The sequence below is a fragment of the Klebsiella spallanzanii genome, from assembly GCF_902158555.1.
GTDB classification, from domain to species: domain Bacteria; phylum Pseudomonadota; class Gammaproteobacteria; order Enterobacterales; family Enterobacteriaceae; genus Klebsiella; species Klebsiella spallanzanii.
This window is the reverse complement of the sequence record NZ_CABGGS010000047.1, coordinates 93,889-119,595: the sequence shown is the minus strand read 5'-3', so window position 1 is coordinate 119,595 and position 25,707 is coordinate 93,889. Positions and strand designations below refer to the sequence as shown.

Genomic DNA, 25,707 nt, shown 5'->3' with positions numbered 1-25,707 from the left:
ATCAGGGGATGCTATCCCTAAGGTAAAGGAGGAGCTATGTCGTCAACCCTACGAGCAGCCAGCAAGGATACGTTACAGGTTAAAGATAAAACCTGGCACTACTACAGCTTACCGCTGGCCGCCAAAGAACTGGGCGATCTCTCGCGCTTGCCCAAATCCCTCAAAGTACTACTGGAAAACCTCCTGCGCTGGCAGGATGGTGATTCAGTGACCGCTGAAGATATTCACGCCCTGGCCGGATGGCTTAAGCATGCCCATGCCGACAGGGAAATCGCTTATCGCCCGGCGCGCGTTCTGATGCAGGATTTTACCGGTGTTCCCGCCGTAGTGGATTTGGCGGCGATGCGCGAAGCGGTAAAACGCCTTGGAGGTGACACCGCCAAAGTTAACCCGCTTTCTCCCGTTGATCTGGTGATTGACCACTCCGTCACGGTAGACCGTTTTGGCGATGATGATGCTTTTGAAGAGAACGTCCGTCTTGAGATGGAACGAAACCATGAACGCTACGTCTTTTTGCGCTGGGGGCAGCAGGCGTTCAGCCGCTTTAGCGTTGTGCCGCCGGGCACCGGGATTTGCCACCAGGTTAACCTTGAATATCTTGGTCGGGCAGTGTGGAGCGAGCAGAAAAACGGCGAGTGGGTCGCTTTTCCGGATACGCTGGTTGGGACCGATTCGCACACCACTATGATTAACGGCCTCGGCGTATTGGGCTGGGGCGTCGGCGGTATTGAAGCGGAAGCTGCTATGTTGGGGCAGCCAGTATCCATGCTGATCCCGGACGTTGTCGGCTTCAAGCTGAGCGGCAAGTTGCGAGAGGGTATTACCGCGACGGACCTGGTGTTAACCGTTACCCAGATGCTGCGTAAACACGGTGTAGTGGGTAAATTCGTTGAATTCTATGGCGACGGACTTGATTCACTGCCGCTGGCGGATCGCGCAACGATCGCGAACATGTCCCCTGAATATGGCGCAACCTGCGGTTTCTTCCCAATTGATGCCGTTACCCTTGATTATATGCGCCTGACCGGTCGCAGCGAAGAGCAGGTGTTGCTGGTGGAAGCCTATGCGAAAGCGCAGGGGATGTGGCGTCAGCCAGGCGATGAACCCGTATTTACCAGCATGCTGGCATTGGATATGGGGACCGTTGAAGCCAGTCTGGCCGGGCCGAAGCGTCCGCAGGACCGTGTCGCCCTTGGCGATGTCCCGAAAGCCTTTGCCGCCAGCACTGAGCTGGAAGTTAATCACGCGCAGAAAGACAAACGGCCAATCGATTATACCCTGAACGGACAGCAATATTCGCTACCGGACGGTGCGGTGGTGATTGCCGCCATTACCTCCTGTACTAATACTTCAAACCCTAGCGTCCTGATGGCCGCAGGCTTGCTGGCGAAGAAAGCCGTTGAGCTGGGCCTGAAACCGCAGCCGTGGGTAAAAGCCTCGCTGGCACCGGGGTCGAAAGTGGTTTCTGACTATCTGGCCCATGCGAAGTTGACGCCGTATCTTGATGAGCTCGGCTTTAACCTGGTTGGCTATGGTTGCACGACCTGTATCGGCAACTCCGGACCACTGCCGGACCCCATCGAGCGCGCCATCAAGCAGGGTGATTTGACCGTCGGAGCCGTGCTGTCCGGAAACCGAAACTTTGAAGGCCGAATTCATCCGCTGGTGAAAACTAACTGGCTGGCTTCACCGCCGCTGGTGGTGGCCTACGCCCTGGCGGGCAACATGAACCTTGATCTGACGCTCGACCCGCTAGGAACAGGTAAAGAGGGGCAACCAGTGTATCTGAAAGATATCTGGCCGAGCGGAGCGGAAGTCGCGAAGGCGGTTGAGCAGGTTTCGACGGAGATGTTCCATAAGGAGTATGCCGAGGTGTTTGAAGGGACGCCCGAGTGGCAGTCGATAAAAGTGGACCGATCCGACACCTACGGCTGGCAGGATGATTCCACCTATATTCGCTTGTCGCCATTCTTTGATGAGATGGGCGTTGAGCCGAAAGCGGTGGAGGATATTCATGGCGCGCGCATTCTGGCGATGCTGGGTGACTCGGTTACCACCGACCATATCTCCCCGGCGGGAAGCATTAAGGCCGATAGTCCTGCGGGACGTTATCTACAAAATCATGGCGTCGAACGCACCGATTTTAACTCCTACGGATCCCGCCGCGGGAACCATGAAGTGATGATGCGCGGTACGTTTGCCAATATCCGTATTCGCAATGAAATGGTGCCCGGGGTGGAAGGGGGGATGACGCGACACCTTCCGGATAGCGAACCTGTCGCTATTTACGATGCGGCCATGCTCTACAAGGACGAAGGAACGCCTCTGGCGGTTATCGCCGGCAAGGAGTACGGTTCCGGTTCCAGCCGCGACTGGGCGGCGAAAGGTCCGCGTCTGCTTGGGGTCAGGGTCGTTATCGCTGAGTCCTTCGAGCGAATTCACCGCTCTAACTTGATTGGGATGGGGATACTGCCGTTAGAATTTCCACAAGGCGTGACGCGCAAAACGCTGGGACTCAGCGGGGAGGAGCGGGTTGATATCAGCAATTTGCAGGCCTTGCGGCCCGGTATGACGGTGCCGGTAACCCTGACGCGTGCGGATGGCAAGCAGGATGTTATTGATTGCCGCTGCCGTATCGATACCGCGACCGAGCTGACCTATTATCAGAATGACGGTATTTTGCACTATGTCATTCGCAATATGCTGTAAATAAAAAAGGGCCAGCATCTGCTGGCCCGCAATTTTTCGACTGGATTATTGATTCAGCAGGTGCCCCATTTTGGCAGCCTTAGTATCCAGATAGTGGGCATTTTTCGGGTTGCGCCCGACAATCAGCGGCACTCGCTCAACGATATTGATTCCCGCTTCGGTGAGGATTTCGACCTTCTTCGGATTGTTGGTTAGCAGACGAACCTGGTCGACGTTAAGCAGCTTAAACATATCTGCGCACAGCGTGAAATCACGCTCATCGGCGGCAAAACCCAGTTGATGGTTGGCTTCGACCGTATCGTAGCCTTGATCCTGTAATGCGTAGGCGCGAATTTTGTTCAGCAGGCCAATATTGCGCCCTTCCTGGCGGTGATACAGTAGAATGCCACGCCCCTCTTCGGCAATATGCGATAATGCTGCTTCCAACTGAAACCCGCAATCACAACGCAGGCTAAAAAGGGCATCACCCGTTAAACACTCAGAATGTACGCGAGCCAGTACCGGGGATTGTCCCGAAATATCGCCAAAGACCAGCGCGACGTGATCCTGCCCGGTTGCCAGTTCTTCAAAACCCACCATGAGAAAATCGCCCCATGGGGTTGGCAGTTTGGCTTCTGCCACACGTTTAAGCTGCATGTGATTCTCCAGATTCTATCTGCACCTGACTGTGCTTCTGTTTGCCGCTATTTTGCCACAATGGCGCGACGTTCTCCTAATTGCGTACGGTTACTCGCGCGCAAAGCGCACAAACGAACTACTTTCCGTTATGATATCGAGGTCAATGATAAGGAGACGAGATGCTGTTGATTGCCAGACGAACCGCCGTTGGCGCGGCCCTGTTATTAATCATGCCCGCAGTGGTTTGGATTTCCGGTTGGAAATGGCATCCGGGACTCTCGGAAGGCGTCATGAAGTTGCTCTACTGGGTGACCGAGACGGTGACTCAGCCCTGGGGCATCATTACCCACGTTATTCTCTGCGCCTGGTTTCTGTGGTGCCTGCGTTTTCGCCTGCGGGCGGCGATAATGTTGTTTTTGATTCTGGCGGCGGCGATCCTGATCGGGCAGGGGATGAAATCCTGGATCAAAGACCGTGCTCAGGAGCCTCGTCCTTTTGTCATCTGGCTGGAGCGGACGCAGCAGGTGCCGGTAAATCAATTCTACGCGTTGAAACGCAAAGATCGCGCTAAACTGGTGCATGAGCAGCTGGCGCAAGAGCAGCAAATTCCTAAATTTTTGCGCAAGCACTGGCAAAAAGAGACCGGCTTCGCTTTCCCTTCTGGCCACACGATGTTTGCTGCCAGTTGGGCGCTGCTCGGCGTGGGTTTGCTGTGGCCACGGCGTCGTTGGACAACTATGGCGCTGTTGCTGATATGGGCCACAGCAGTGATGGGGAGTCGTCTGGCGCTGGGAATGCACTGGCCGCAGGACCTGATCGTCGCGACGCTTATCTCCTGGCTTTTAGTGACGCTGGCGACCTGGCTTGCCCAGCGGTTTTGCGGCCCGCTATCGCCGCCGGGAGAAGAGGCGCAGGATATTAAAAAAAGGGCGGCAGCGCAGGAATAATGTTGATATTACCAGTATCAGGCCGCATATCCTGTACTGGTGTCATGCTTTTCCATTTCACCGCTGCGGCGAAAATGATACTTTATAGGGCTGAACGCGGGATTCTTTCGCGCAACCCACATAACGGGAAGTCATGTGAAATATTTACTTATTTTCTTACTGGTGTTAGCCATCTTCGTCATTTCAGTGACGCTGGGCGCGCAGAATGACCAGGTGGTCACGTTCAACTATTTACTCGCGCAGGGTGAATTCCGCATCTCAACGCTGCTGGCCGTGCTGTTTGCTGCCGGTTTTGCCATCGGCTGGCTGATTTGCGGCCTTTTCTGGCTGCGCGTTCGCGTCTCTCTGGCGCGTGCCGAGCGTAAAATTAAGCGCCTGGAGCATCAGATTGCCCCGGCCAACGCTGCGCCTGCTCAAGCTGGTGTTCCTGCGGTGAAGGAATAATCATTTATGCTGGAGTTGTTGTTTCTGCTTTTGCCCGTTGCCGCAGCCTATGGTTGGTATATGGGGCGCAGAAGTGCACAACAGTCCAAACAGGACGATGCGAGCCGTCTGTCGCGTGATTACGTAGCGGGGGTCAACTTCCTGCTGAGTAATCAGCAGGATAAAGCTGTCGACCTGTTCCTCGATATGCTGAAAGAAGATACCGGCACCGTCGAGGCCCACCTTACGCTTGGCAACCTGTTTCGCTCGCGTGGTGAGGTTGATCGGGCTATCCGTATTCACCAAAGCTTAATGGAAAGCGCCTCGTTAACGTACGACCAGCGCCTGCTGGCCGTACAGCAGCTGGGGCGTGACTATATGGCGGCCGGGCTCTATGACCGGGCTGAAGGCATGTTTAAACAGCTGGTGGATGAAACGGATTTTCGACTTGGCGCTTTGCAGCAGTTACTGCAAATTTATCAGGCAACCAGCGACTGGCAGTCCGCGATTGAAGTGGCCGAACGTCTGGTTAAGCTGGGGAAAGAGAAGCATCGCGGTGAAATCGCCAATTTCTGGTGTGAACTGGCGCTGCAGCAAATGGCCGGCAACGACCTGGACAAGGCCATGACGCTGCTGAAAAAAGGTGTGGCAGCGGATCGTAATAGCGCTCGTGTCTCCATCATGATGGGGCGAGTATGGATGGAAAAGGGCGACTATGCGAAAGCCGTAGAGAGCCTTGAGCGGGTGATTGAGCAGGACAAAGAGCTGGTGGGTGAAACGCTGGAGATGCTGCAAACCTGTTACCAGCAATTGGGGAAAACCGACGAGTGGGAAGCGTTTTTACGCCGCTGCGCGGAGGAAAATATCGGGGCGACCGCCGATCTTATGCTGGCGCAGATCATCGAGCAGCGAGAAGGGGTTGAATCCGCGCAAAACTATGTGACTCGCCAGCTGGAGCGCCATCCAACGATGCGAGTGTTCCATAAGCTTATTGATTACCACATCAATGAAGCTGAAGAAGGGCGCGCGAAAGAGAGCCTGGGCGTCCTGCGCCATATGGTGGGTGAGCAGGTCCGTAGCAAACCGCGTTACCGTTGCCAGAAATGTGGCTTTACCGCCCATACGCTGTACTGGCACTGCCCGTCCTGCCGCTCATGGTCAACAATCAAGCCAATTCGCGGCCTTGACGGACAGTAAATTAAAAAAAACGCCATTTTAGTTACAACATACTTAATGCGTTTTTCTCTTCTCCTCGCCGGCTCCTGCGATTAAATCGCCTGGCAGGGAGGGGAAATGCAGCCTGTTATTTTCGCTTTATCACAGGTAGAATGCTGCCCGTTTACCTTTTTTGCGCCGCACCGGCGCTCATTAACAATTAAGGTCCGGTCATGACGTCTACAGCTACATCTTCTTCTCGTGTTGTCACATCCTCTCCCATCGTCGTTGCTCTCGATTATGATAACCGTGATAAAGCGCTGGCATTTGTCGACCGCATCGATCCACGCGACTGCCGCCTGAAGGTTGGCAAAGAGATGTTTACTCTGTTTGGCCCACAGCTTGTTCGCGACCTGCACCAGCGCGGTTTTGAGGTCTTTCTCGATCTTAAGTTTCACGATATCCCAAATACTACGGCACATGCGGTCGCCGCGGCGGCTGACCTGGGCGTCTGGATGGTCAATGTCCACGCATCCGGCGGTGCGCGTATGATGACCGCCGCACGTGAAGCCCTGCTGCCGTTTGGTAAGGATGCGCCTTTGCTGATTGCGGTCACCGTATTAACCAGTATGGAAGCCAGCGACCTGCAGGATCTGGGCATTACGCTTTCTCCGGCCGACCACGCCGCGAAGTTGGCGGCGCTGACTCAGCGCTGCGGCCTGGATGGAGTTGTCTGTTCAGCGCAGGAAGCGGTGCGCTTCAAACAGGAACTCGGTCAGGCGTTTAAACTGGTGACGCCAGGTATTCGTCCGCAAGGCAGTGATGCAGGCGATCAGCGGAGGATCATGACGCCGGAACAGGCGCAGGCCGCAGGCGTTGATTATATGGTTATTGGTCGTCCGGTTACGCAGTCTGCCGATCCTGCCGCCACGTTACTTAGCATTAATGTATCGTTGAACAAGGGGGCATGATGAGCGATTCCAACAGTCGTCTGGTGTATTCGACGGACAGCGGCCGTATCGATGAACCTGAACAGGTACAAGATCGCCCTAAAGGGGATGGAATTGTGCGTATCCAGCGTCAGACCAGCGGTCGTAAGGGTAAGGGCGTGTGCCTGATTAGCGGAATTGATGAAAATGACGAGGCGCTGGCTAAGCTAGCTGCCGAGCTGAAAAAGAAATGCGGCTGCGGCGGGTCGGTTAAAGATGGCGTGATAGAGATTCAGGGCGATAAACGTGATTTGCTGAAATCACTTCTTGAAGCCAAAGGAATGAAAGTAAAGCTTGCTGGCGGTTAATCAATAAATAAGGCCACGATGAATATCGCGGCCTTGAATTTTTGCTGCTGTACTAGTCAGCTAATATATTTTTATTCTCTTTATTCCGATAAGTATTATTTACCGACCTGGTGGCCAATAATACCGCCGACTGCTGCGCCGCCCAAGGTACCCAGGGTGCTGCCGTCGGTTAATACCGCACCACCAATCGCACCGGCACCCGCGCCGATAGCCGTGTTACGATCGCGTTTAGACCAGTTAGAACAAGCGCTCAGAGACATTGCAACAGTGACGGCCAGGACCACAGCGGCCATTTTTTTGTTCATTGAAGTCATCATTTTTTTCTCCTGAATAATCTATTCATGGATACAACTTCCTTTAAGCATAGCTTGTTACTCCTGCCCAGGGGTTATTCCATGAAGCTTAAGTTGCGCAGGTGTTACTTTAATCACGCAGGTGATAGTCACTTCCTGTTATATCGCTAACATTAATTCTACTTTCTATAAATTTTTCAGGGAGGTAAAAAGTCTGAATTCAGGCGTCAGAAAAGTCTCAGACGAAGCCTGTGCCGGGCATCACCCGGCACAATAAACGGAATGGCGATAATAAATATCAGGGCTGGTTAACGATATCAACGGCTAAGCCGCACTGGGTTAATTGGTTGCGAACGGCATCGCTAAGATTGTCATCGGTAATAATGCGATTGAATCGACCGACGGGGCCGAGCGGATAGGGGTGAATTGCGTTGAATTTTGAGCTGTCGCTAAGAACAATTGCTTCACAGCCTTTTTCCAGCACCGCGTTGACCACATCGGCGCGCATCATATCGCGCCCAGTAAATCCGGTTTCACCCTGCCAGCCGTCAATGCCGATAAAAGCCTTACTGAAGTGGACCTGCTGAATAAACTGTCGCGTCAGTGGACCCACCATACTCTCGCTACGCTTTTGATAGATTCCGCCCAGCAGGATCACTTCTCCGGGCGTCTCTTTCAGCAGATGCGCAATATAGCTGCTGACGGTGATGATCGTGATATCGCCACGCTCGGCAAGCGTACGGGCAAGCAGGGCGTTGCAGCTCCCGTTTTCGATAAACACTGTCTCACCGGACGAAACGAGCGTAGCGGCCCGCGCAGCCAGCTCTCGCTTGATGGCGAAATTGGTCATCATGCGGGTTTCCACATCTTCGCTATCCAGAGGAACGGCGAAACCGTGAGTACGACGCAGGTAGCTCTGCTTCTCTAATGAATTCAGATCCTGACGAATAGTGACTTCAGAGACACCGGTCATCTTCGCGAGGTCGGTCACGCTCATACGGCCTTTATCGATGACCATTTGCAAAATACTTTGTTGTCGGGCGTTCATAGCAACATCACGGTTAAGGGCTATTTGGGCTAACAATCGGCCTTGCCTGGTCGATTGCGGCGATGAAGATTATCAGATTTCCCACGGCGCTTTAGGCTGACCGGGTTTACCTTCCTGCTCGTCGCTGGAGAGCGCCTGCAGTTCGGCTTTCAGAATTTCCAGGTTATGGATCGCAGAGTGATAATCCCCGGCAACCAGGATATCCAGTACGGTATCGATACGTTGGGCGAGCAGGCGGGCATTCAGATCTGACATGGCGTTATCCTGGTTACAAATGTGAATAAAATCAATGATGCTAAAAACGGATGAAAAAGAGAAGCGAAAAAAACGCACAACCTAACTCATCTACGATGATTAGCGGCAACGCACAGAAAAATAACGGGAAGGACCTGAATGCGGCTCCGTATAGGGGAGCCGCACGGGAAAGTCTATCAGGCGGCAGGACGCGCAATCACGCTGCGAGTTTCCATGCGAACTTCGGCAATCGTCACATCGATAACGTCGGTCACTTTATAGACGACTTCGCCTTTAATCTGCACGGTACCGTTTTCCTGGCTGCAAACCAGCTCATCGCGCACGGCGTGCAGGAACGGTGCGGGTATAAAGGCAACCGCGCCGTTATCCACCAGACGCACACGCATACCGCCACGGCTGACATCAATAATTTCAGCCGCAAAACGGGTATCGGTACCCGCTTTCGGACTCAGATAGCGGGCGTATAGCCAGTCTCCGACATCGCGCTCCGCCATGCGGTTGAGGCGACGACGCTCAGCCATTTGCACCGCAACGTCATCCTGCGGACGAGCGATAGATTCCCCCTTAACAATCGCTTTCAGCAGGCGATGGTTGATCATATCGCCGTACTTACGAATCGGGGAGGTCCAGGTTGCATAGGCCTCAAGACCCAAACCAAAGTGCGGGCCTGGCTCGGTGCTAATTTCGGCAAACGACTGGAAGCGGCGAATACGGCTGTCGAGGAAGCCGGACGGTTGTGCATCCAGTTCGCGACGAAGCTTGCAGAAACCTTCGAGCGTCAGTACTTCCACCGGGTCAACGTGCACATCGTGAGTTTTCAGCAACGCAGCGAGCTGCTCGGTATTGGCCGGATCGAACCCGGTGTGGACGTTATAAACGCCGAAGCCAAGCTTATCGCGCAGCACGCGTGCAGCGCAGATGTTTGCCGCGATCATTGACTCTTCAACGATGCGGTTGGCGATGCGGCGCGGCTCGGCAACGATATCCAGCACTTCGCCTTTCTCACCCAGCACAAAGCGATAGTCCGGGCGATCTTTGAACACCAGCGCGTGGTTTTTACGCCATTCGCTACGACGCAAGCAGACATCCTGCAGCAGCTTAATTTGCTGTGCGATAGTCTCGTTGTCAGGCTGCCAGCTACCGTTATTTTCCAGCCAGTCAGAAACATCATCGTAGGCCAGCTTCGCTTTAGACTCGATGGTGGCGGCGAAGAACTCAATATCGCCCTCGATGGCGCCATCATCAGCCAGAATCATACGGCAGGCCAGAACCGGACGAACTTCGTTAGGGCGCAGAGAACAGAGGTCATCGGACAGTTCGCGCGGCAGCATGGGAATATTGAAGCCCGGCAGGTAGTTGGTAAAGGCGCGAATCTTCGCCGTATTATCCAGCTTGCTGCCTTCAGCAATCCAGGCCGTCGGGTCGGCGATAGCGACGGTCAGATGCAGTTTACCGTCTGCGGCAAGCTCTGCGTACAGCGCATCGTCCATATCTTCGGTGCTGGCGCTGTCGATAGTCACGAAAGCCAGCGCGGTTAAATCGCGGCGTTCCAGACCTTCATCCAGCATTTCAGTCGCTGCACCGTCCGGTGCTTCTTTTTCCAGATTGTGACGCGCCAGGGTGACCCACCACGGCACGAAATGGTCATCGCCATAGGTGATGTACTGAGTGAGTTCAGCATAGAAACCGCGGTCACCTTTCAGCGGATGACGACGCATTTCAGCAACGGCCCAGTCACCCTCTTTAAAATCATGCTCTACGCCGCGAGCGGCGCGGCAGGGGATAGCATCTTTCAGCAGCGGATGATCAGGAACGATGGAAAGACGATCGTCTTTCTTATGAACTTTACCGACAAAACGCGTCAGGAACGGCTCAACCAGTTCTTCCGGCTCAGCGCTTTCGCGTTCTTTTTCCGTATTGACCACAGCGATAATACGATCGCCATGCATCACTTTTTTCATTTGCGGCGGCGGAATGAAATAGCTTTTCTGCGAGTCGACCTCGAGGAAGCCAAACCCTTTTTCCGTCCCCTTAACGACCCCTTCAACGCGCGGAGTCTGGGAATGCAGTTGCTGTTTAAGCTGCGCTAGCAGCGGGTTGTCCTGAAACATAATTTCGTATTTTCGTGGCTAAAAGAGCGGCTGACATTTTTACGCGAATATGCCTGCCGCAGCAAGCGCTGTTTCAGCATTTTACGTCTGCTGACGCACATTCCCGAGGGCGATTTTCAGACGATTCATCCAGCCGCACAGCCCGCACCAGACAAGAAGATCGATAGCGGAGGTGCGGGAAAGCCCGTATTCAGTCAGGGGAGTTAGCTGGGCGGCGCTGAAGCGGTCAGGTGAGCGGGTTAAAAGCTGTGCGGATTGTAAAAGCAACCGCTCAATGGAATGGTTTTTTCCCCATGCCTGAGCGCCAGATTCGTGACGAGATAACGTCTCTGCGAGTTCGGCTAAATCTGGACATCGCGAGGCCCAGGCGTCAAAACAGCTTGTGCTGCCATTAATACGCGCGGCTATCAGCGCCACCTGTGCGGCCAATGGCTGCTGTGCGCTGAGGTGGCTCAGAAGTTGCTCCAGTATCTCAAGCGGTGGTTCCTGAGCGGCCAGCAGGGGGGCCAGTTCAAACAGGCCGGGATGCTTTTGCCAGTTTGTCAGCAGAGACTGACGTTCGTCATCAGCATAGCGTAAATCTGAATCGTCCAGGCCCGGCTGCCAGTCAAGATCGCTCACGGCAAAAAGCGCTTCTGGCGCATCTTCCTGCTGTGGCATGCCGGGTATCCAGCGAACCGGATAGGCTAATGCTGCCTGGAATGCGGCGATAGCGCGGGCCTGAAAGCCGACAAAACCAATGATCTGATTGATAAGAATAATATCGCGACTGGTCAGGCCGACTTCGTCCAGTTGGCTGCGGGACTGCGCGTTAATCACTGAAGGGGAGCTGGCGAGCTGGCGGGCATACTGGGTCATTTGCGCCAGGCGGCGGTTGCTCTCACGCGAGGAGTCCGGGCCAGGAAGCGGAGCCAGCCGTGCCGCGTAGTGGTTACAAAGACGCTGTACGCCATAAACCTGGGCGACGGTCAGCGCCGTGCTCAGCCGATCGTAGGCGTTAAATGTTTGCAGACGATTAACCGTCACTGACGCCGGGAAGAGCGCATCAGCCAGCCGACGGGCGGGCGTAAGCCAGCGCGCATGCGCCTGGTGCAGGTCTTCGGGCAGAGTCAGATCGAGTAGAAAGCGATCTTCGACATGGGCGGCTTCAGGGACGAGCGGCAATACATCCACCGGGCAGATTGTTGACTGGGTCTCATGATACCAGTGGTTTTTGCCGTAAATGCGGCGTTGCTCCATGGGCGTTCCTTGTTCGGTATGTGGCAAACCGCCGTTTCGCGGTCATGCTATGCGGAACTATCCTGGCTTAACCCTGGGGTGGGAGAAAATATTGATACGTGCTAACAAATAGCGGATTGGAATAACAAAAGGAAGGCGCGGGGGGAAAGTCCCCTCCTCACGGTCGCGAGGAGGGTAAAGAACTTATTTCAGTTCCAGCTCGTTCATTGCGGCGATGCTGAAACCGCCGTCAACGTGAACAACTTCACCGGAGATACCGGCAGACAGGTCGGAACACAGGAATGCCGCGCTGTTACCCACGTCTTCGGTGGTGACGGTGCGACGGATCGGGGTGACCGCTTCGCAGTGTGCCAGCATTTTACGGAAATCTTTAATACCGGATGCCGCCAGAGTACGGATCGGGCCAGCAGAGATGGCGTTAACGCGAACGCCTTCCGGACCCATGGCGTTAGCCATGTAACGAACGTTAGCTTCGAGAGAGGCTTTAGCCAGACCCATCACGTTATAGTTCGGGATGGCGCGCTCAGCGCCCAGGTAGGACAGCGTCAGCAGGGCGGAGCCCGGGTTCAGCATCCCGCGGCAGGCTTTCGCCATCGCCACAAAACTGTAGGCGCTGATATCGTGAGCGATTTTGAAGCCTTCACGCGTGACCGCATTTACATAGTCGCCGTCTAACTGGTCTGCCGGGGCGAATCCAATGGAGTGCACGAAACCGTCGAACTTCGGCCAAACTTTGCTCAGTTCGGTGAACAGAGACGCAATGCTCTCATCTTCAGCCACGTCGCACGGCAGGACGATATTAGAGCCCAGCGCGGCAGCAAATTCTTCCACACGACCTTTCAGTTTTTCGTTCTGATAGGTGAACGCCAGTTCAGCCCCTTCACGGTGCATGGCTTGCGCGATGCCGTAGGCGATGGACAGTTTGCTGGCAAGGCCAGTCAACAGAATGCGCTTACCGGAAAGAAAACCCATAGCTTTTAATCCTTATCGTTATTGCTTATTTTTACTTTAACAATCATTTGGTTAGCATTGCTATTTCAAAATAACTCAAATTTAGCCGGGAATTATATCCCACTGACGACCCCTTGTGTCACGATATTTTTCTGCCATTCGCCACCTCATACCGCGCGTTGGCTACCGTGTATACAAGAGTATACCATCTGATGCTACAGGCATCTGGCGCTAGCGGCGTTCGATCTCCGCCAGTAAAAGCCGGGCATCGGGAGAGTTCGGAATCAGTTCGCCAGGCGACTCGTCCTGCCACCAAATCCCGGAACTGGCCTCATAAATCCTGTCAGCCAGTAGCCAACTGCCCTGGAGCACCCATGCGATGCCCTCCGTGCCCGGTCGCTGTGGCTCAGAGACGACGCTGACCCGCGAGGCGGCACGCGAGCGCTGGGTCATAATATTGAAGTCCAGGCCGCGCCCGGAGATCCCTTCGCTGGCAAGAGACCATTCGCCAGCAAACCCCCACGGCTGCCAGAGTTCAAGCCGCTGGGCGATATTGTCGCCGCGCAGCCACAATGGCTGCCCCTCAAGAAGGATGATGACCCTGTCGACACCGGGGAAGGGGGAAAAAGGACCATCGTTTTCCAGCGTGGCGATACTGGCGCGCCAGGTAAACGGTGCATCTGGCGATGCAACGCAGACGATTTCACGCGTTTCGCCGCCACCGTTTTTCCACGGCGTCACCGGGAGGGAAGAAAAGTGAACCGGGACGATCATTGTAATTTGCGCCTCAATTATTTGCCGTCTTTACGCCACGCATCGGCGGTAAGCGCCTCGCCAAAATGACCGGCAATAAGACGTTTAGTCAGATCGTGCAGTGGAGAAGCCAGAACGTCGGCGGTGCTGCCGCGCTCAACCACTTCCCCCTGGTGCATCACCAGCACCTGATCGCTGATGTGCTTCATCATGCCCAGATGCTGCGTCACGTAAATATACGAGATCCCCTGTTTTTCCTGCAGCTCCAGCATCAGGTTAATCAGCTGCGAGCGCATCGACATATCCAGCGACGCCAGCGCTTCATCGCAGACGATCACTTTTGGCCGCAGGATCAGCGCTCGCGCCAGACCCAGACGCTGCTTTTGCCCTGGTGCCAGCATATGCGGGTAGTAGCTGACGTGATCCGGCAGCAGGCCGACCATACGCAATGTTTCGATAATCTGCTTCTGCCGGGCTTCGGGCTCAAGGTCGGTATTCAGGCGCAGCGGAAAATCGAGAATTTGCGAAATCCGTTGTCGGGGGTTAAGCGAAGTCGATGGATCCTGGAAGATCATGCGAATTTTCTGGCTGCGGAATGAGTAATCGCCAAACTCCAGCGGATGGTCATCAATCAGCAGTTCGCCGGTGCTCGGTTCAACCATCCCGGCGAGCATTTTCGCCAGCGTGGATTTCCCCGAGCCGTTTTCGCCAATAATCGCCAGCGTCTGGCGTTCACGCAGGGTGAAACTGAGCGGCTTTACCGCTTCCACTGTTTGCCGATGGAACCAGCCGGTACGATAGCGAAAGGTCTTACTCAGATTGCGTACTTCAAGCAACGTTTCGACCATTTCACTCTTTCTCCATGTTCAGCGGGAAATGACAGGCGTAGAGATGATTACGCACGCCCACCAGGCGAGGCGTTTCGATGCATTCCCGCTGGGCGTAGGGACAACGCGGCCCGAGACGACAGCCGATGGGCAGTTGTTCAAGTAGCGGGATGGCCCCTGGCATAGTATTGAGTCGGCTTTTATGCGGCATGGCGCTACCGAAATCCGGAATTGCCCGAATCAGCGCCTGGGTATACGGATGATGGGGGATCGTCACCAGCTCTTCGCTCGGCGCGCTTTCCACCGTCTGTCCGCAGTACATCACGTTAATTTTGTCCGCCCATTTGCTCAGCATCTGCATATCGTGGCTGATCAGCAAAATCGTGGTGTTGTTGTTTTGGTTGAGGCGCGTCAGCAGACGGATGATTTGTGCCTGGGTAGTGGGTTCCATGGCGTTGGTCGGCTCATCGGCAATCAGCAGCCGCGGCTGGTTAGCCAGCGCGATGGCAATCATTACCTTCTGGCACTCTCCGTCCGTCAACTCATAGGGGAAGCTGCGCATTGCATCTTTATGATCTTTGATCCCTACGCGGTGCAACAGTTCGATTGCGCGCCGTTTGCGCCAGCCTGGACGCTGCCACCAGCGACCTTTAAAGGTCCAGCCGGGGATATTCTGCGTCAGCTGCTGGCCGATGCGTTCGGAAGGATCGAGACAGGATTGCGGCTCCTGAAAAATCATCGAGACGTTGTGGCCCACCAGCTTACGGCGCTCGCGAACCGAGAGACGCAGCAGATCGATGTCGTCGAAGCGCATACGGTCGGCGGTGACCCGCCAGTTGTCTTTAGTGACGCCGCAAATAGCCTTGGCGATTAAGCTCTTACCCGAGCCAGACTCCCCAACCAGGCCGCGAATTTCCCCTTCGGCAAGGGTCAGGCTGACGCGATCGACGGCTTTAACCCAGCCTTCGTTAGTCTTGAATTCGATGGTTAAATTACGGATATCGAGTAACGGCATTATTCCACCCCTGCGATAATTGCGCGGCGGATCCCGTCGCCCAGCAGGTTAACCAGCAGGACGCTTAGCATAATTGCTCCGCCTGGCAGCATGACCGTCCACGGCGCGACGTAAATCAGCTCCAGCGCGTCGCCGAGCATCGCTCCCCACTCCGGCGAGGGGAGCTGAGCGCCGAGGTCAAGGAATCCCAGCGCGGCAATATCCAGAATCGCCATCGACAGCGCCCGGGTGATTTCGGTGACCAGGCCGGAGGTAATATTCGGCAGCACTGCAAACCATAAAATATTCAGCGTTGATGCTCCGTCGAGGCGCGCGGCAATAACGTACTCTTTTTCCAGCTCATCATGCACCATGCTGTAAACAGACCGCACCATACGCGGCAGCAGCGCCAGCCAGACCGCGAACATCGCGTGGCTGAGATGTGGGCCGGCGAAGGCGACAACGATAATCGCCAGCAGCAGGGATGGGATCGACAGCAGAGTATCGAGAATATGATTCATCACCGCCGAACGCAGGCCGTGAGTCGAGCCGGCAATCACGCCAAGCACCAGACCCAGCAGCGTCGCGGCGAGTGTGACCACAAATGCGCCGCCGACCGTGGGCGCCGCGCCGCTTAGCAGGCGGCTGAGGACGTCACGGCCAAGATCGTCAGTGCCGAGAAAGAACGACACTTCACCGTAGCGCGACCATGATGGCGGCAACAGCTGATAGCCAAGAAACTGCTGGTCGATGCCGTATGGAGCAAACCAGCCGCCGAAAACGCACAACAACACCAGCGCTCCACAGCCGTACAGGCCCACCATCGCGGTGGTATCACCGTAGAATTTTCGCCATACGGTGCGCAGCGCACCCGGCGGGCGCTTCTCCAGATAAACGCTATCGTAGGGCATACCATTCCTTATGTTTCAGTGGGTTAGCCATGGCACCCAGAATATCTGATATCACGTTAACAATAATCACCAGCGCGCCGATGACCATCACGCCCGCAGAGATAGCGGCGTAGTCCTGTTGGCGAATCGCATTGATTAGCCAGCGGCCCAGGCCAGGCCAGCTAAAGACCATTTCGGTAATCATCGCCAGCGTCAGCATGGTGGAAAACTGCAGCCCCAGACGCGGGATCACTGGCGGCAGCGCATTGTGCAGCACGTGGCGATGCAAAATCGTGCGCCGGGATACGCCGCGGGTGGCGGCAGCTTTGACATAGTTGGTGTCGTACACTTCGCTGGTGCTGATTCGCATCAGGCGGATAACTTCTGTCGTCGGCGCAACCGCCAGAGTAAGTACCGGCAGTACCATATGGCGCGCGGCGCTGACGATCATTTCATGGCGCCACGGCGAATCAGAGAGCCAGGCGTCGATCAGCGCAAAGCCGGTGACCGATTTCACTTCGTATAACAGGTCAAAGCGTCCAGATACCGGAAACCAGCCCAGGGTGAGGGAGAAGAACAGGGTCAGCAGCAGCGCCAGCCAGAATACCGGAATGGAGAAGCCCAGCAGCGCCAGTGCGCTGATCAGGGTATCTGGCCATTTATTGCGCATAATACCTGCTAGCATGCCGACGGGGATCCCGATGACCAACGCAAAGCCGAAGGCGAGGATACAGAGCTCCATCGTGGCGGGAAAGACCTCTTTAAGCTGCTCAGAGATCAACTGCCCATTGATACTGGAGACGCCAAAATCCCAGCGCAGTACGCCTTCAAACCAGAACAGCCAGGCGTTCCATAGCGAGGCCCCCTGTAGCGGCGCGTGGGGCGTAAAGTAGCTCAGGCTAAAACCGACAAAGGTCAGCAGGAAGAGGGTAATCAGCAGCAGCAGCAGGCGGCGCAGGGTAAAAATAATCATGGTTCTTTCACCTCATTTTCTTTTTCCCGCGAGACGCCGGCAAAAGAGGCGTTGCCAAACGGACTCAGCACCAGGCCTTTCATATCGTAGCGATAGGCCTGTAAACGCAGTGAAGAGGCCAGCGGCAGTACCGGCAGTTCAGCAGCAAGGATGTGCTGGGCCTCTTTATAAGCCTCAATGCGTGAGGCCAGCTGCTGTGACGTCAGCGCTTTTTGCAACACTTCGTCGAACTCACGATTACACCAGTGGGCGTAGTTGGTTTGCGAGGCAATCGCCGCGCAGCTCAGCAGTGGACGGAAAAAACTGTCCGGGTCATTGCTGTCCGTTGCCCAGCCGGAAAGCGTCAGATCGTGGTTCATATCCATCAACCTGGCTTCCTGGAAACGGCCCTCAACCGGCACAATGATCACCCTCACGCCAATTTGCGCCATATCTGCCTGAATAAGCTCGGCGGTTTTGAGCGGACTGGGATTCCAGGCCTGCGAGCTGGTTGGCACCCACAACTTAAGCGTTAGCTTTTCCAGCCCGAGCGCTTTAAGCCGGGCGCGGGCTTCCGTTGGATTATATTCAGTAATCCTGGCGTCGTTATCATAAGCCCAGGACGCTCGGGGCAGCATTGATGCCGCGGTTTCCGCTGTCCCATAGTAAATCGACTGCATCAGCCGCTGGTTATTAATAGCCAGCGCCAGCGCGTGGCGAACTTCAGGGTTATCGAGCGGCGGTTTCGCGGTGTTAAATGCCAGCCAGGCGATGTTCATTCCCGGACGCAAGGTCAAACGTAAACGCGGATCGTCGCGCAGAATAGAGAGCTGGCTGGCGGCGGGCCAGGCCAGCACGTCGCATTCGCCGGTTAGCAGTTTAGATAAGCGCCCGGTGCCGCCGGAACCAAGATCGACAACCACTTGCGGCATCAATGGCTTACCGCGCCAGTAAGCAGGATGGCGCTGCAAGCGGATGTACTGACCGCTGCGGTACTCTGACAACAGGAAAGGGCCGGTGCCGACGGGTTGACGGTCAATGAGTTCCTGACGATCGCCCTGGGCCAGCTTTGCGGCATATTCTGCGGACATTACCGAAGCGTAGTGGGTTGCCAGGTGCCACAGGAACGAGGCGTCCGGGCGCTTGAGACGAAACTCAACGGTCTGATTATCCAGCTTACGCACGCTTTCTACGCTATCGGCAAACTGTAAGCTGTCGAAATAGGGGAAGCTGCTGCCGTTGACGTTATGCCACGGATGGTCGCGGTTAAAAATGCGGCCAAAGGTGAAGATAACGTCATCGGCATTAAAATTACGCGTCGGTTTGAACCAGGACGTGGTCTGAAATGGCACGTTGTTGCGCAGATGGAAGCGGTAAGTTGCGCCGTTGTCCAGCACCTCCCAGCTTTCGGCCAGTTCGGGGACCAGACGGTAGGTATAGGGGTCAACATCGAGCAGTCGGTCGTAGAGCTGAGCGGCCAGGGTATCGACAATCAGGCCACTGCTGACTTTTTGCGGGTTGAAGGTGTTGACCTGGCCGCTTACGCAATACACAAAGCCGCTGTCACGAATATCCGCGTGCGCAGGCAGGGCGGGCGCGGCAAAAGCTTGCCCGCACAGCATAGATACGGCTGCCAGGAGAGAAGACAGTTTCAGGCGCATAGTTTCTTTTTGATTATAGAGCAAGGCTCTATCTTATTAATATTAAATAACATTTACCACCACCTTAATTGCTTATGGAGATAATGTAAGCGATGGTTGCGTTGGTTATTTGGCCAACTGAATCAAATTTAAACCGCTTATTAACTTCGAGTATACCTCTTAAATCACCCTGCGTTTGGCGGCAGGCAAGCGAAGGTATTATGAAAAGGATTCATATGCGCCACGGGTTGCGGGCACTATACGTACTGAGCACGGCGCTTTTCTGCACCGTAGGCACCCTGTTTTTGGCCACATGGTATCTTTTTATTAGCGGTTTCTCCAGTTAGCCGTGTTGGCACGGCCGCTGGATTGTGAAGGCGTTATAGCGGAAGGAGTCGGTTATAACGGGCGATATAGTCTTTGGGGGTTATTTCCAGCTCGCCGCCATCCTGGTGGATGGCAACGTAAGTACGCAGTACCAGGCCGCTTTTTCGCGGCGTAATTTCCCAGCCTTGTTCACGATACGAATCCTCGGTCGAGCGAATCAGCAGGTCGGAAAAGATCATCATCACCGAGAGCGCGGGGCCTTTGTGGCCTTTCATGGTATGGACCAGGCTGACGTGCGCCGCATAACGGCCAAGCGTTGAAGAATTAACCGGAATCATCTGTATTTTCAGTCCGTTGAGTCATTATGCGCAGATGATAATTCACATTGACTTATCTTACCAGTTACAAATATTTAACTGCGGGTCTCGATCATTGAATCAGCCTCAGCTCATCAATAATAAATAAAATACCGCTTGGTGACAGTGTCACTTTTTTCGTTATCGTCAAAGCTGATGCTTTTTCAGCAGCGCCCGCAGCTGGTGGTAGGTCAACCCTAACAGGTCAGCCGCTTGCTTTTGATTGTACTTAGCCTGTCCGAGACTCATCTCGAGCAGGCTTTTTTCTTGCTCCTGCTGGAAGGCGCGTAAATCGAGCGGCAGCGTTGGCCCGGCGCGCTTTTCCGCCACCGCAAGCGGCGTCGTTTGCTGCTGGCGGAAAGGATTAATAATGATGTTATCCAGCTCGCTGTCGCTGCTGCCGTGGCGGTAGACCGAACGTTCAACCACGTTTTTTAATTCACGAATATTGCCCGGCCAGCGGTAGCTTTGCAGCGTCTCAATGGCGCGTTCGCTAAAGCCGGGAAACAGGGGCAGCCCAAGCTCGCGGCACATCTGGATGGCAAACTGCGTGGCGAGTAGCATGATATCACTCTGACGCTCGCGTAGCGGCGGCAACTGCACCACATCAAAGGCCAGGCGGTCGAGAAGGTCCGCGCGAAAGAGTCCTTCCTCCACCATTTGCGGCAGGTCGGCGTTGGTTGCGCACACCAGACGGACGTTCACCTGCAGCGGCTGGCTGCCGCCGACGCGCTCCAGTTCACCATACTCAATCACCCGTAGCAGCTTTTCCTGCACCAGCATCGGCGCGGTGGCCAGCTCATCAAGAAACAGGGTACCGCCGTCGGCGCGTTCGAAACGCCCCGGATGACGTTTGCTGGCGCCGGTAAACGCCCCGGCTTCGTGTCCGAAGAGTTCAGAGTCGAGCAGGTTTTCATTCAGCGCTGCGCAGTTCAGCGAGATAAACGGTCCCTGCCAGCGGGAAGAGAGGAAGTGCAGGCGACTGGCGATCAGCTCCTTGCCGGTTCCGCGCTCGCCGATCACCAGCACCGGTTTATCCAGCGGCGCCAGTCTTGATACCTGCTCCAGCACTTCAAGAAAGCTATTAGCCTCGCCGAGCAGGTTGTCCTTGTAATCCGCCATGATGAATTTCGCCATTTAGTAGTGTGATTCACCAAATCACTTTAGCAATCCACTGTGCAGATAACAACCTCATCTTTTAAAATCAATAAGATAAAAAGTTGGCACGCCATTTGTATTAGTCATTACACAGGCCGATGCCTGATACCAGAACTATGAGGATTGAAATTATGGGTATTTTTTCTCGTTTTGCCGACATCGTGAACGCCAACATCAACTCCCTGCTGGAGAAAGCGGAAGATCCGCAGAAGCTGGTTCGACTGATGATTCAGGAGATGGAAGACACGCTGGTTGAAGTGCGTTCCACCTCGGCGCGGGCGCTGGCGGAAAAGAAACAACTGAGCCGTCGTATTGATCAGGCCGTTGCCCAACAGGCGGAATGGCAGGACAAAGCCGAACTGGCGCTGCGTAAAGAGAAAGAGGATCTGGCGCGTGCAGCGCTGATCGAAAAGCAGAAGCTGACCGATCTTATCGGTAGTCTGGAGCACGAAGCGCAGCTGGTTGATGAAACCCTGTCGCGGATGAAAAAAGAGATTGGCGAGCTGGAAAACAAACTCAGCGAAACCCGTGCTCGTCAGCAGGCGCTGATGCTGCGTCATCAAGCAGCAAGCTCTTCCCGCGACGTTCGCCGTCAGCTGGATAGCGGCAAAATTGATGAGGCGATGGCGCGTTTTGAATCGTTCGAGCGCCGTATTGACCATATGGAAGCAGAAGCGGAGAGCCACCGTTTCGGTAAAGATAAATCGTTGGATCAGCAGTTCGCCGACCTGAAAGCGGACGATGAAATCAGCGAGCAGCTGGCGGCGTTAAAAGCCAAAATGAATCAAAATAACCAGTAATTGTATTCGGGCGGCACCGAGACGTGCCGCCGCCATCTGCAAGGAGTTGATATGAGCATGCTTTTTCTCGCCATCCCTTTAACGTTGTTTGTGCTGTTTGTTTTGCCGGTCTGGCTCTGGCTGCATTACAACAACCGTACCGCCAACGGTAGCTTATCGCAGAACGAACAGCAGCGTCTGCTGCAGCTGACCGATGACGCTAAGCGGATGCGCGAGCGTATTCAGGCGCTGGAAGCCATCCTTGATGCTGAGCACCCGAACTGGAGAGAGAAATAATGGGCGGACTGGATCTGAGTAAAAAACTGTGGCGCATTCCGCAGCAGGGCATGGTGAAAGGCGTTTGCGCCGGTATCGCGCAGTATCTCGACGTGCCGGTTAAGCTGGTGCGCCTGATTACCGTACTGGCAATGATTTTTGGTCTGTTCCTGTTTGTGGTTGTGGCCTACATCATTCTCTCGTTTGCGCTGGATCCGATGCCGGAAAGCGAGCTGTATGGTGAAAAAAAGCCGAGCAGCGGAGAGCTGTTAGCGGCTGCGGATAAAGAGCTGGCGGCCGGCGAGCGTCGTTTGCGTGAAATGGAACGTTATGTCACCTCCGACACCTTCTCGCTGCGCAGTCGTTTTCGCCAGCTATAACTGAAAGTTGAGGTTAATGATGAACATGAAATGGCAGCAGGCCGGGCAAAAAGTGAAACCGGGTCTGAAAATCGTAGGCAAGCTGGTGTTGCTCACCGCGCTACGCTATGGCCCGGCGGGCGTCGCTGGCTGGGCGGTAAAATCCGTCGCCCGTCGGCCGCTGAAAATGCTGCTGATGCTTGTTCTGGAACCGATGCTCAGCCGGGCAGCGCTGCGGTTTTCTAAACGTCGCGGATGGCGTATGTTATGAGTGCCTAATAACTCACTCTATCAGGATGATAAAATGCTACGAAAATTGCTCTTGGGTTTAGCGCTGGCGGTTGTCTTACCCGCATCCGCAGCGGAGCACTGGATTGATGTTCGCGTTGCGCAGCAGTATCAAAAAGAACACGTTAACGGCGCGGTGAATATCCCGCTGGCGGATTTAAAAACGCGGATTGCAGCTGAAGTACCGGATAAAAACGACACGATTAAAGTCTACTGCAACGTTGGACGGCAGTCGGGCCAGGCTCAGCAGATGCTGACCGAGATGGGCTATACACAGGTGGTTAACGCGGGCGGCCTCAGTCAGATTGATATGCCGAAAAGCGCCAGCAAATAATCTTCAGCCCCGTTGCTGCGGGGCTATTGCATTTCATTGATAATTAGCAAGTTAGCCCTCATGTTTATTTCCCCCGTTCTTCAGGCACAACAGGATGGCGATGAAGCGACTCAAAACTGAATTTAATGCGCTGGTTAATCGTGGGGTTGACCGGCATCTCCGTCTGGCCGTTACCGGCCTTAGCCGCAGCGGCAAGACCGCCTTTATCACCGCGCTGGTCAATCAGCTCCTGAACATTCACGCCGGGGCGCGATTACCGTTGCTCAGCGCGGCGAGAGAAGAACGCCTGCTGGGCGTCAAGCGCGTACCGCAGCGGGATTTTGGTATTCCGCGCTTTACCTATGACGAAGGGCTGGCTCAGCTATATGGTCAGCCGCCGGTCTGGCCAACGCCCACCCGCGGCGTCAGCGAAATCCGCCTGGCGCTGCGCTATCGCTCTAACGATTCGCTGCTACGTCACTTTAAAAATACTTCGACCCTGTATCTGGAGATTGTTGATTACCCCGGCGAGTGGCTGCTGGATCTGCCGATGCTGGCGCAGGACTACCTGACCTGGTCACGACAGATGACCGGGTTGTTGCAAGGGCTGCGGGCGGAATGGTCGACGCGTTGGCGGCAGCTTTGTGAAGGGTTGGACCCGCTGGCTCCGGCCGATGAAACCCGCCTGGCAGAGATTGCCAGCGCATGGACCGATTATCTGCATACCTGTAAACGCGAAGGGATGCACTTTATTCAGCCAGGGCGTTTTGTGCTGCCCGGCGAAATGGCCGGCGCGCCTGCGCTGCAATTTTTCCCCTGGCCGGACGTTGATGCCGCCGGTGAAGCTAAGCTGGCGCAGGCGGATAAGCATACCAATGCCGGAATGCTGCGTGAGCGTTTTAAATACTACTGCGAGAAAGTGGTTAAGGGTTTTTACAAAGAGCATTTCCTGCGTTTTGACCGACAAATCGTGCTGGTGGACTGCCTTCAGCCGCTCAATAGCGGGCCGCAGGCGTTCAACGATATGCGCCTGGCGCTGACGCAGCTAATGCAAAGTTTTCACTATGGTCAGCGCACGCTGTTTCGCCGTCTGTTTTCGCCGGTTATCGATAAGCTGCTGTTTGCCGCAACCAAAGCGGATCACGTGACCGTCGATCAGCACAGCAATATGGTGTCGCTGCTGCAACAGCTGATTCAGGACGCCTGGCAGAATGCGGCATTTGAAGGGATCAGTATGGATTGCCTGGGGCTGGCGTCGATTCAGGCGACCCAGGGCGGGCTTATCGAGGTGAACGGCGAGAAGATCCCTGCGCTGCGGGGCAACCGGTTGAGCGATGGCCAACCGTTGACCGTTTATCCCGGCGAAGTTCCTGCCCGTCTGCCGGGTCAGGCATTCTGGGAACAACAGGGGTTCCAGTTTGAAAACTTCCGTCCGCAGGTGATGGACGTTGATAAGCCGCTGCCGCATATTCGCCTCGACGCGGCGCTGGAATTTTTAATAGGAGACAAGCTGCGATGACCGAACCGTTAAAACCGCGTATCGATTTCGACGGCCCGCTGGAGGCGGAAAAGGCGCAAATTTTGAAATCCGCGCGCGCTTTTGCTGGCGCGGACGCGGAGAAGTTCGCTCCGGCGCGCCTTGATGTCGTGGAAGAAGAAGAGGGGGCGGCGGAAGCGGTTGTTGAATCAGTTCTGCGGCCCAAACGTAGCCTGTGGCGAAAAATGGTTAGCGCCGGTCTGACTATTTTCGGCGTGAGCGTAGTCGCGCAGGGCGTGCAGTGGACAATGACCGCCTGGCAGACACAGGACTGGATCGCGCTTGGCGGCTGCGCTGCCGGGGCGCTGATTATTGGCGCTGGCGTCGGGTCAGTAGCGACTGAATGGCGGCGGCTGCGACGGCTGCGTCAACGAGCGCACGAACGCGATGAGGCGCGAGATCTGATGCACAGCCACGCGGTCGGCAAAGGGCGGGCTTTTTGCGAGAAGCTGGCGCAGCAGGCCGGGCTGGATCAATCGCATCCGGCGCTACAGCGCTGGTATGCGGCGATCCATGAAACGCAGAATGACCGTGAAGTGGTGAGCCTGTATGCGCAGATCGTCCAGCCAGTCCTTGATGCTCAGGCGCGGCGTGAAATCAGCCGCTCGGCGGCGGAATCGACGCTGATGATTGCCGTCAGTCCGCTGGCGCTGGTGGATATGGCGTTTATCGCCTGGCGTAACTTACGCCTGATCAACCGTATTGCCACGCTGTACGGCATTGAGCTGGGCTATTACAGCCGTCTGCGCCTGTTCCGTCTGGTGCTGCTGAATATCGCCTTTGCCGGAGCCAGCGAGCTGGTGCGGGAAGTGGGTATGGACTGGATGTCGCAGGATCTGGCGGCCAGGCTGTCGGCGCGCGCGGCGCAGGGCATCGGTGCCGGGCTGCTGACCGCGCGGTTGGGGATTAAAGCGATGGAACTCTGTCGCCCGCTGCCGTGGATCGCCGATGATAAACCGCGGCTGAGGGATTTTCGCCGCGAGCTGATTGGTCAACTGAAAGATACCTTACAGAAGAGTAAAAACAGTCCGGAGAAATAGGCGTTTTGCGCATTCCCGGCCTGCAGATATCTGTGAATCCGTAGCCCCGGTAAGGCGCTAGCCGCCACCGGGGAAAGAATCAGAAGCTGCATTGCGCGTTGTTTCCCGGAGGCGGTGCTGGCGCACCTGTCCGGGCTACCGGCCCGCAGACGGCTGTTGACTTGTAGCCCGG

At 55.4% G+C, this 25,707-nt stretch carries 28 protein-coding genes; 13 read left to right on the top strand and 15 right to left on the bottom strand.

Annotation, left to right across the window (positions count from 1 at the left end; genetic code table 11):
* Positions 1-36 precede the first annotated feature (36 nt).
* A complete protein-coding gene (acnA, locus tag FN082_RS28875; RefSeq protein WP_139537984.1) occupies positions 37-2,709 on the top strand; it encodes an aconitate hydratase AcnA in 2,673 nt (890 codons plus the stop codon).
* Positions 2,710-2,754: 45 nt separating this feature from the next.
* Here the strand turns inward: acnA and ribA are convergent, their stop codons facing one another.
* The gene (gene ribA / locus FN082_RS28870) at positions 2,755-3,345 is read right to left on the bottom strand and encodes a GTP cyclohydrolase II (RefSeq protein ID WP_139537985.1); all 591 of its coding nucleotides are present in this window, start codon (positions 3,343-3,345) and stop codon (positions 2,755-2,757) included.
* Between the two features lie 161 nt (positions 3,346-3,506).
* Between ribA and pgpB the strand changes: the two genes are divergently transcribed.
* The 5 genes from pgpB (at position 3,507) to yciH (ending at position 7,149) form a co-directional block, all read left to right on the top strand.
* Positions 3,507-4,274 carry a phosphatidylglycerophosphatase B gene (pgpB, locus tag FN082_RS28865; protein WP_139537986.1) on the top strand — a complete coding sequence of 256 codons (768 nt, stop codon included), beginning with the start codon at positions 3,507-3,509 and terminating at the stop codon, positions 4,272-4,274.
* 135 nt (positions 4,275-4,409) lie between these two features.
* Positions 4,410-4,718, top strand: coding sequence for a LapA family protein (locus FN082_RS28860; RefSeq protein WP_139537987.1), 309 nt, complete (start codon positions 4,410-4,412; stop codon positions 4,716-4,718).
* A 6-nt stretch (positions 4,719-4,724) separates the two neighbouring features.
* The gene (gene lapB / locus FN082_RS28855) at positions 4,725-5,894 is read left to right on the top strand and encodes a lipopolysaccharide assembly protein LapB (RefSeq protein ID WP_142982819.1); all 1,170 of its coding nucleotides are present in this window, start codon (positions 4,725-4,727) and stop codon (positions 5,892-5,894) included.
* Positions 5,895-6,085: 191 nt separating this feature from the next.
* Positions 6,086-6,823 carry an orotidine-5'-phosphate decarboxylase gene (gene pyrF / locus FN082_RS28850; RefSeq protein WP_139537989.1) on the top strand — a complete coding sequence of 246 codons (738 nt, stop codon included), beginning with the start codon at positions 6,086-6,088 and terminating at the stop codon, positions 6,821-6,823.
* Positions 6,823-7,149 carry a stress response translation initiation inhibitor YciH gene (gene yciH, locus FN082_RS28845; RefSeq protein ID WP_139537990.1) on the top strand — a complete coding sequence of 109 codons (327 nt, stop codon included), beginning with the start codon at positions 6,823-6,825 and terminating at the stop codon, positions 7,147-7,149. The genes pyrF and yciH overlap by 1 nt, the downstream gene beginning before the upstream one ends.
* Positions 7,150-7,244: 95 nt before the next feature.
* Here the strand turns inward: yciH and osmB are convergent, their stop codons facing one another.
* The 14 genes from osmB to pspF all read right to left on the bottom strand — a co-directional run bounded on the left by osmB (position 7,245) and on the right by pspF (position 20,922).
* The gene (gene osmB, locus FN082_RS28840) at positions 7,245-7,463 is read right to left on the bottom strand and encodes an osmotically-inducible lipoprotein OsmB (RefSeq protein WP_139538233.1); all 219 of its coding nucleotides are present in this window, start codon (positions 7,461-7,463) and stop codon (positions 7,245-7,247) included.
* Between the two features lie 277 nt (positions 7,464-7,740).
* Positions 7,741-8,490 (bottom strand): DNA-binding transcriptional regulator YciT, encoded by a 750-nt coding sequence (gene yciT / locus FN082_RS28835; RefSeq protein WP_139537991.1) that lies wholly within the window; start codon positions 8,488-8,490, stop codon positions 7,741-7,743.
* A 72-nt stretch (positions 8,491-8,562) separates the two neighbouring features.
* Positions 8,563-8,745: a YciZ family protein gene (locus FN082_RS28830; RefSeq protein WP_139537992.1), complete on the bottom strand. Its 183-nt coding sequence runs from the start codon at positions 8,743-8,745 to the stop codon at positions 8,563-8,565.
* Between the two features lie 176 nt (positions 8,746-8,921).
* Complete coding sequence (locus tag FN082_RS28825; protein WP_142982818.1) at positions 8,922-10,856, bottom strand: exoribonuclease II; 1,935 nt, start codon at positions 10,854-10,856, stop codon at positions 8,922-8,924.
* A gap of 81 nt (positions 10,857-10,937) precedes the next feature.
* Entirely contained in the window at positions 10,938-12,095 is a 1,158-nt protein-coding gene (locus tag FN082_RS28820; RefSeq protein WP_142982817.1) for a carboxymuconolactone decarboxylase family protein, read from the bottom strand.
* A gap of 183 nt (positions 12,096-12,278) precedes the next feature.
* Complete coding sequence (fabI, locus tag FN082_RS28815) at positions 12,279-13,067, bottom strand: enoyl-ACP reductase FabI (protein ID WP_142982816.1); 789 nt, start codon at positions 13,065-13,067, stop codon at positions 12,279-12,281.
* A 210-nt stretch (positions 13,068-13,277) separates the two neighbouring features.
* Positions 13,278-13,820 (bottom strand): HutD/Ves family protein, encoded by a 543-nt coding sequence (locus tag FN082_RS28810; protein WP_139537996.1) that lies wholly within the window; start codon positions 13,818-13,820, stop codon positions 13,278-13,280.
* Positions 13,821-13,837: 17 nt separating this feature from the next.
* Positions 13,838-14,647: a putrescine export ABC transporter ATP-binding protein SapF gene (gene sapF / locus FN082_RS28805; protein ID WP_139537997.1), complete on the bottom strand. Its 810-nt coding sequence runs from the start codon at positions 14,645-14,647 to the stop codon at positions 13,838-13,840.
* A gap of 1 nt (position 14,648) precedes the next feature.
* The gene (sapD, locus tag FN082_RS28800) at positions 14,649-15,641 is read right to left on the bottom strand and encodes a putrescine export ABC transporter ATP-binding protein SapD (RefSeq protein WP_112216493.1); all 993 of its coding nucleotides are present in this window, start codon (positions 15,639-15,641) and stop codon (positions 14,649-14,651) included.
* Positions 15,641-16,531: a putrescine export ABC transporter permease SapC gene (gene sapC / locus FN082_RS28795; RefSeq protein WP_112216494.1), complete on the bottom strand. Its 891-nt coding sequence runs from the start codon at positions 16,529-16,531 to the stop codon at positions 15,641-15,643. The genes sapD and sapC overlap by 1 nt, the downstream gene beginning before the upstream one ends.
* Positions 16,518-17,483 (bottom strand): putrescine export ABC transporter permease SapB, encoded by a 966-nt coding sequence (gene sapB / locus FN082_RS28790; RefSeq protein ID WP_139537998.1) that lies wholly within the window; start codon positions 17,481-17,483, stop codon positions 16,518-16,520. The genes sapC and sapB overlap by 14 nt, the downstream gene beginning before the upstream one ends.
* Positions 17,480-19,123, bottom strand: a complete 1,644-nt coding sequence (gene sapA, locus FN082_RS28785; RefSeq protein ID WP_139537999.1) for an ABC transporter substrate-binding protein SapA — start codon at positions 19,121-19,123, stop codon at positions 17,480-17,482. The genes sapB and sapA overlap by 4 nt, the downstream gene beginning before the upstream one ends.
* 359 nt (positions 19,124-19,482) lie before the next feature.
* Positions 19,483-19,767, bottom strand: a complete 285-nt coding sequence (locus FN082_RS28780; RefSeq protein ID WP_139538000.1) for a hypothetical protein — start codon at positions 19,765-19,767, stop codon at positions 19,483-19,485.
* 165 nt (positions 19,768-19,932) lie between these two features.
* A complete protein-coding gene (gene pspF, locus FN082_RS28775) occupies positions 19,933-20,922 on the bottom strand; it encodes a phage shock protein operon transcriptional activator (RefSeq protein ID WP_180349533.1) in 990 nt (329 codons plus the stop codon).
* 152 nt (positions 20,923-21,074) lie between these two features.
* Here pspF and pspA point away from each other — a divergent pair, with 152 nt between their 5' ends.
* The 7 genes from pspA to FN082_RS28740 all read left to right on the top strand — a co-directional run bounded on the left by pspA (position 21,075) and on the right by FN082_RS28740 (position 25,535).
* Positions 21,075-21,743, top strand: coding sequence for a phage shock protein PspA (pspA, locus tag FN082_RS28770; RefSeq protein WP_139538002.1), 669 nt, complete (start codon positions 21,075-21,077; stop codon positions 21,741-21,743).
* A 51-nt stretch (positions 21,744-21,794) separates the two neighbouring features.
* Complete coding sequence (pspB, locus tag FN082_RS28765; RefSeq protein WP_139538003.1) at positions 21,795-22,019, top strand: envelope stress response membrane protein PspB; 225 nt, start codon at positions 21,795-21,797, stop codon at positions 22,017-22,019.
* Complete coding sequence (gene pspC / locus FN082_RS28760) at positions 22,019-22,378, top strand: envelope stress response membrane protein PspC (RefSeq protein ID WP_139538004.1); 360 nt, start codon at positions 22,019-22,021, stop codon at positions 22,376-22,378. Before pspB ends, pspC begins: the two co-directional genes overlap by 1 nt.
* A gap of 19 nt (positions 22,379-22,397) precedes the next feature.
* Positions 22,398-22,628 (top strand): phage shock protein PspD, encoded by a 231-nt coding sequence (gene pspD, locus FN082_RS28755; protein ID WP_142982900.1) that lies wholly within the window; start codon positions 22,398-22,400, stop codon positions 22,626-22,628.
* Positions 22,629-22,661: 33 nt separating this feature from the next.
* Entirely contained in the window at positions 22,662-22,979 is a 318-nt protein-coding gene (gene pspE / locus FN082_RS28750) for a thiosulfate sulfurtransferase PspE (protein WP_139538005.1), read from the top strand.
* Positions 22,980-23,079: 100 nt separating this feature from the next.
* On the top strand, positions 23,080-24,477 hold the full coding sequence (locus FN082_RS28745; RefSeq protein ID WP_142982815.1) for a YcjX family GTP-binding protein: 1,398 nt from the start codon (positions 23,080-23,082) through the stop codon (positions 24,475-24,477).
* On the top strand, positions 24,474-25,535 hold the full coding sequence (locus FN082_RS28740) for a YcjF family protein (RefSeq protein WP_142982814.1): 1,062 nt from the start codon (positions 24,474-24,476) through the stop codon (positions 25,533-25,535). Before FN082_RS28745 ends, FN082_RS28740 begins: the two co-directional genes overlap by 4 nt.
* The last annotated feature ends 172 nt before the right edge of the window (positions 25,536-25,707 follow it).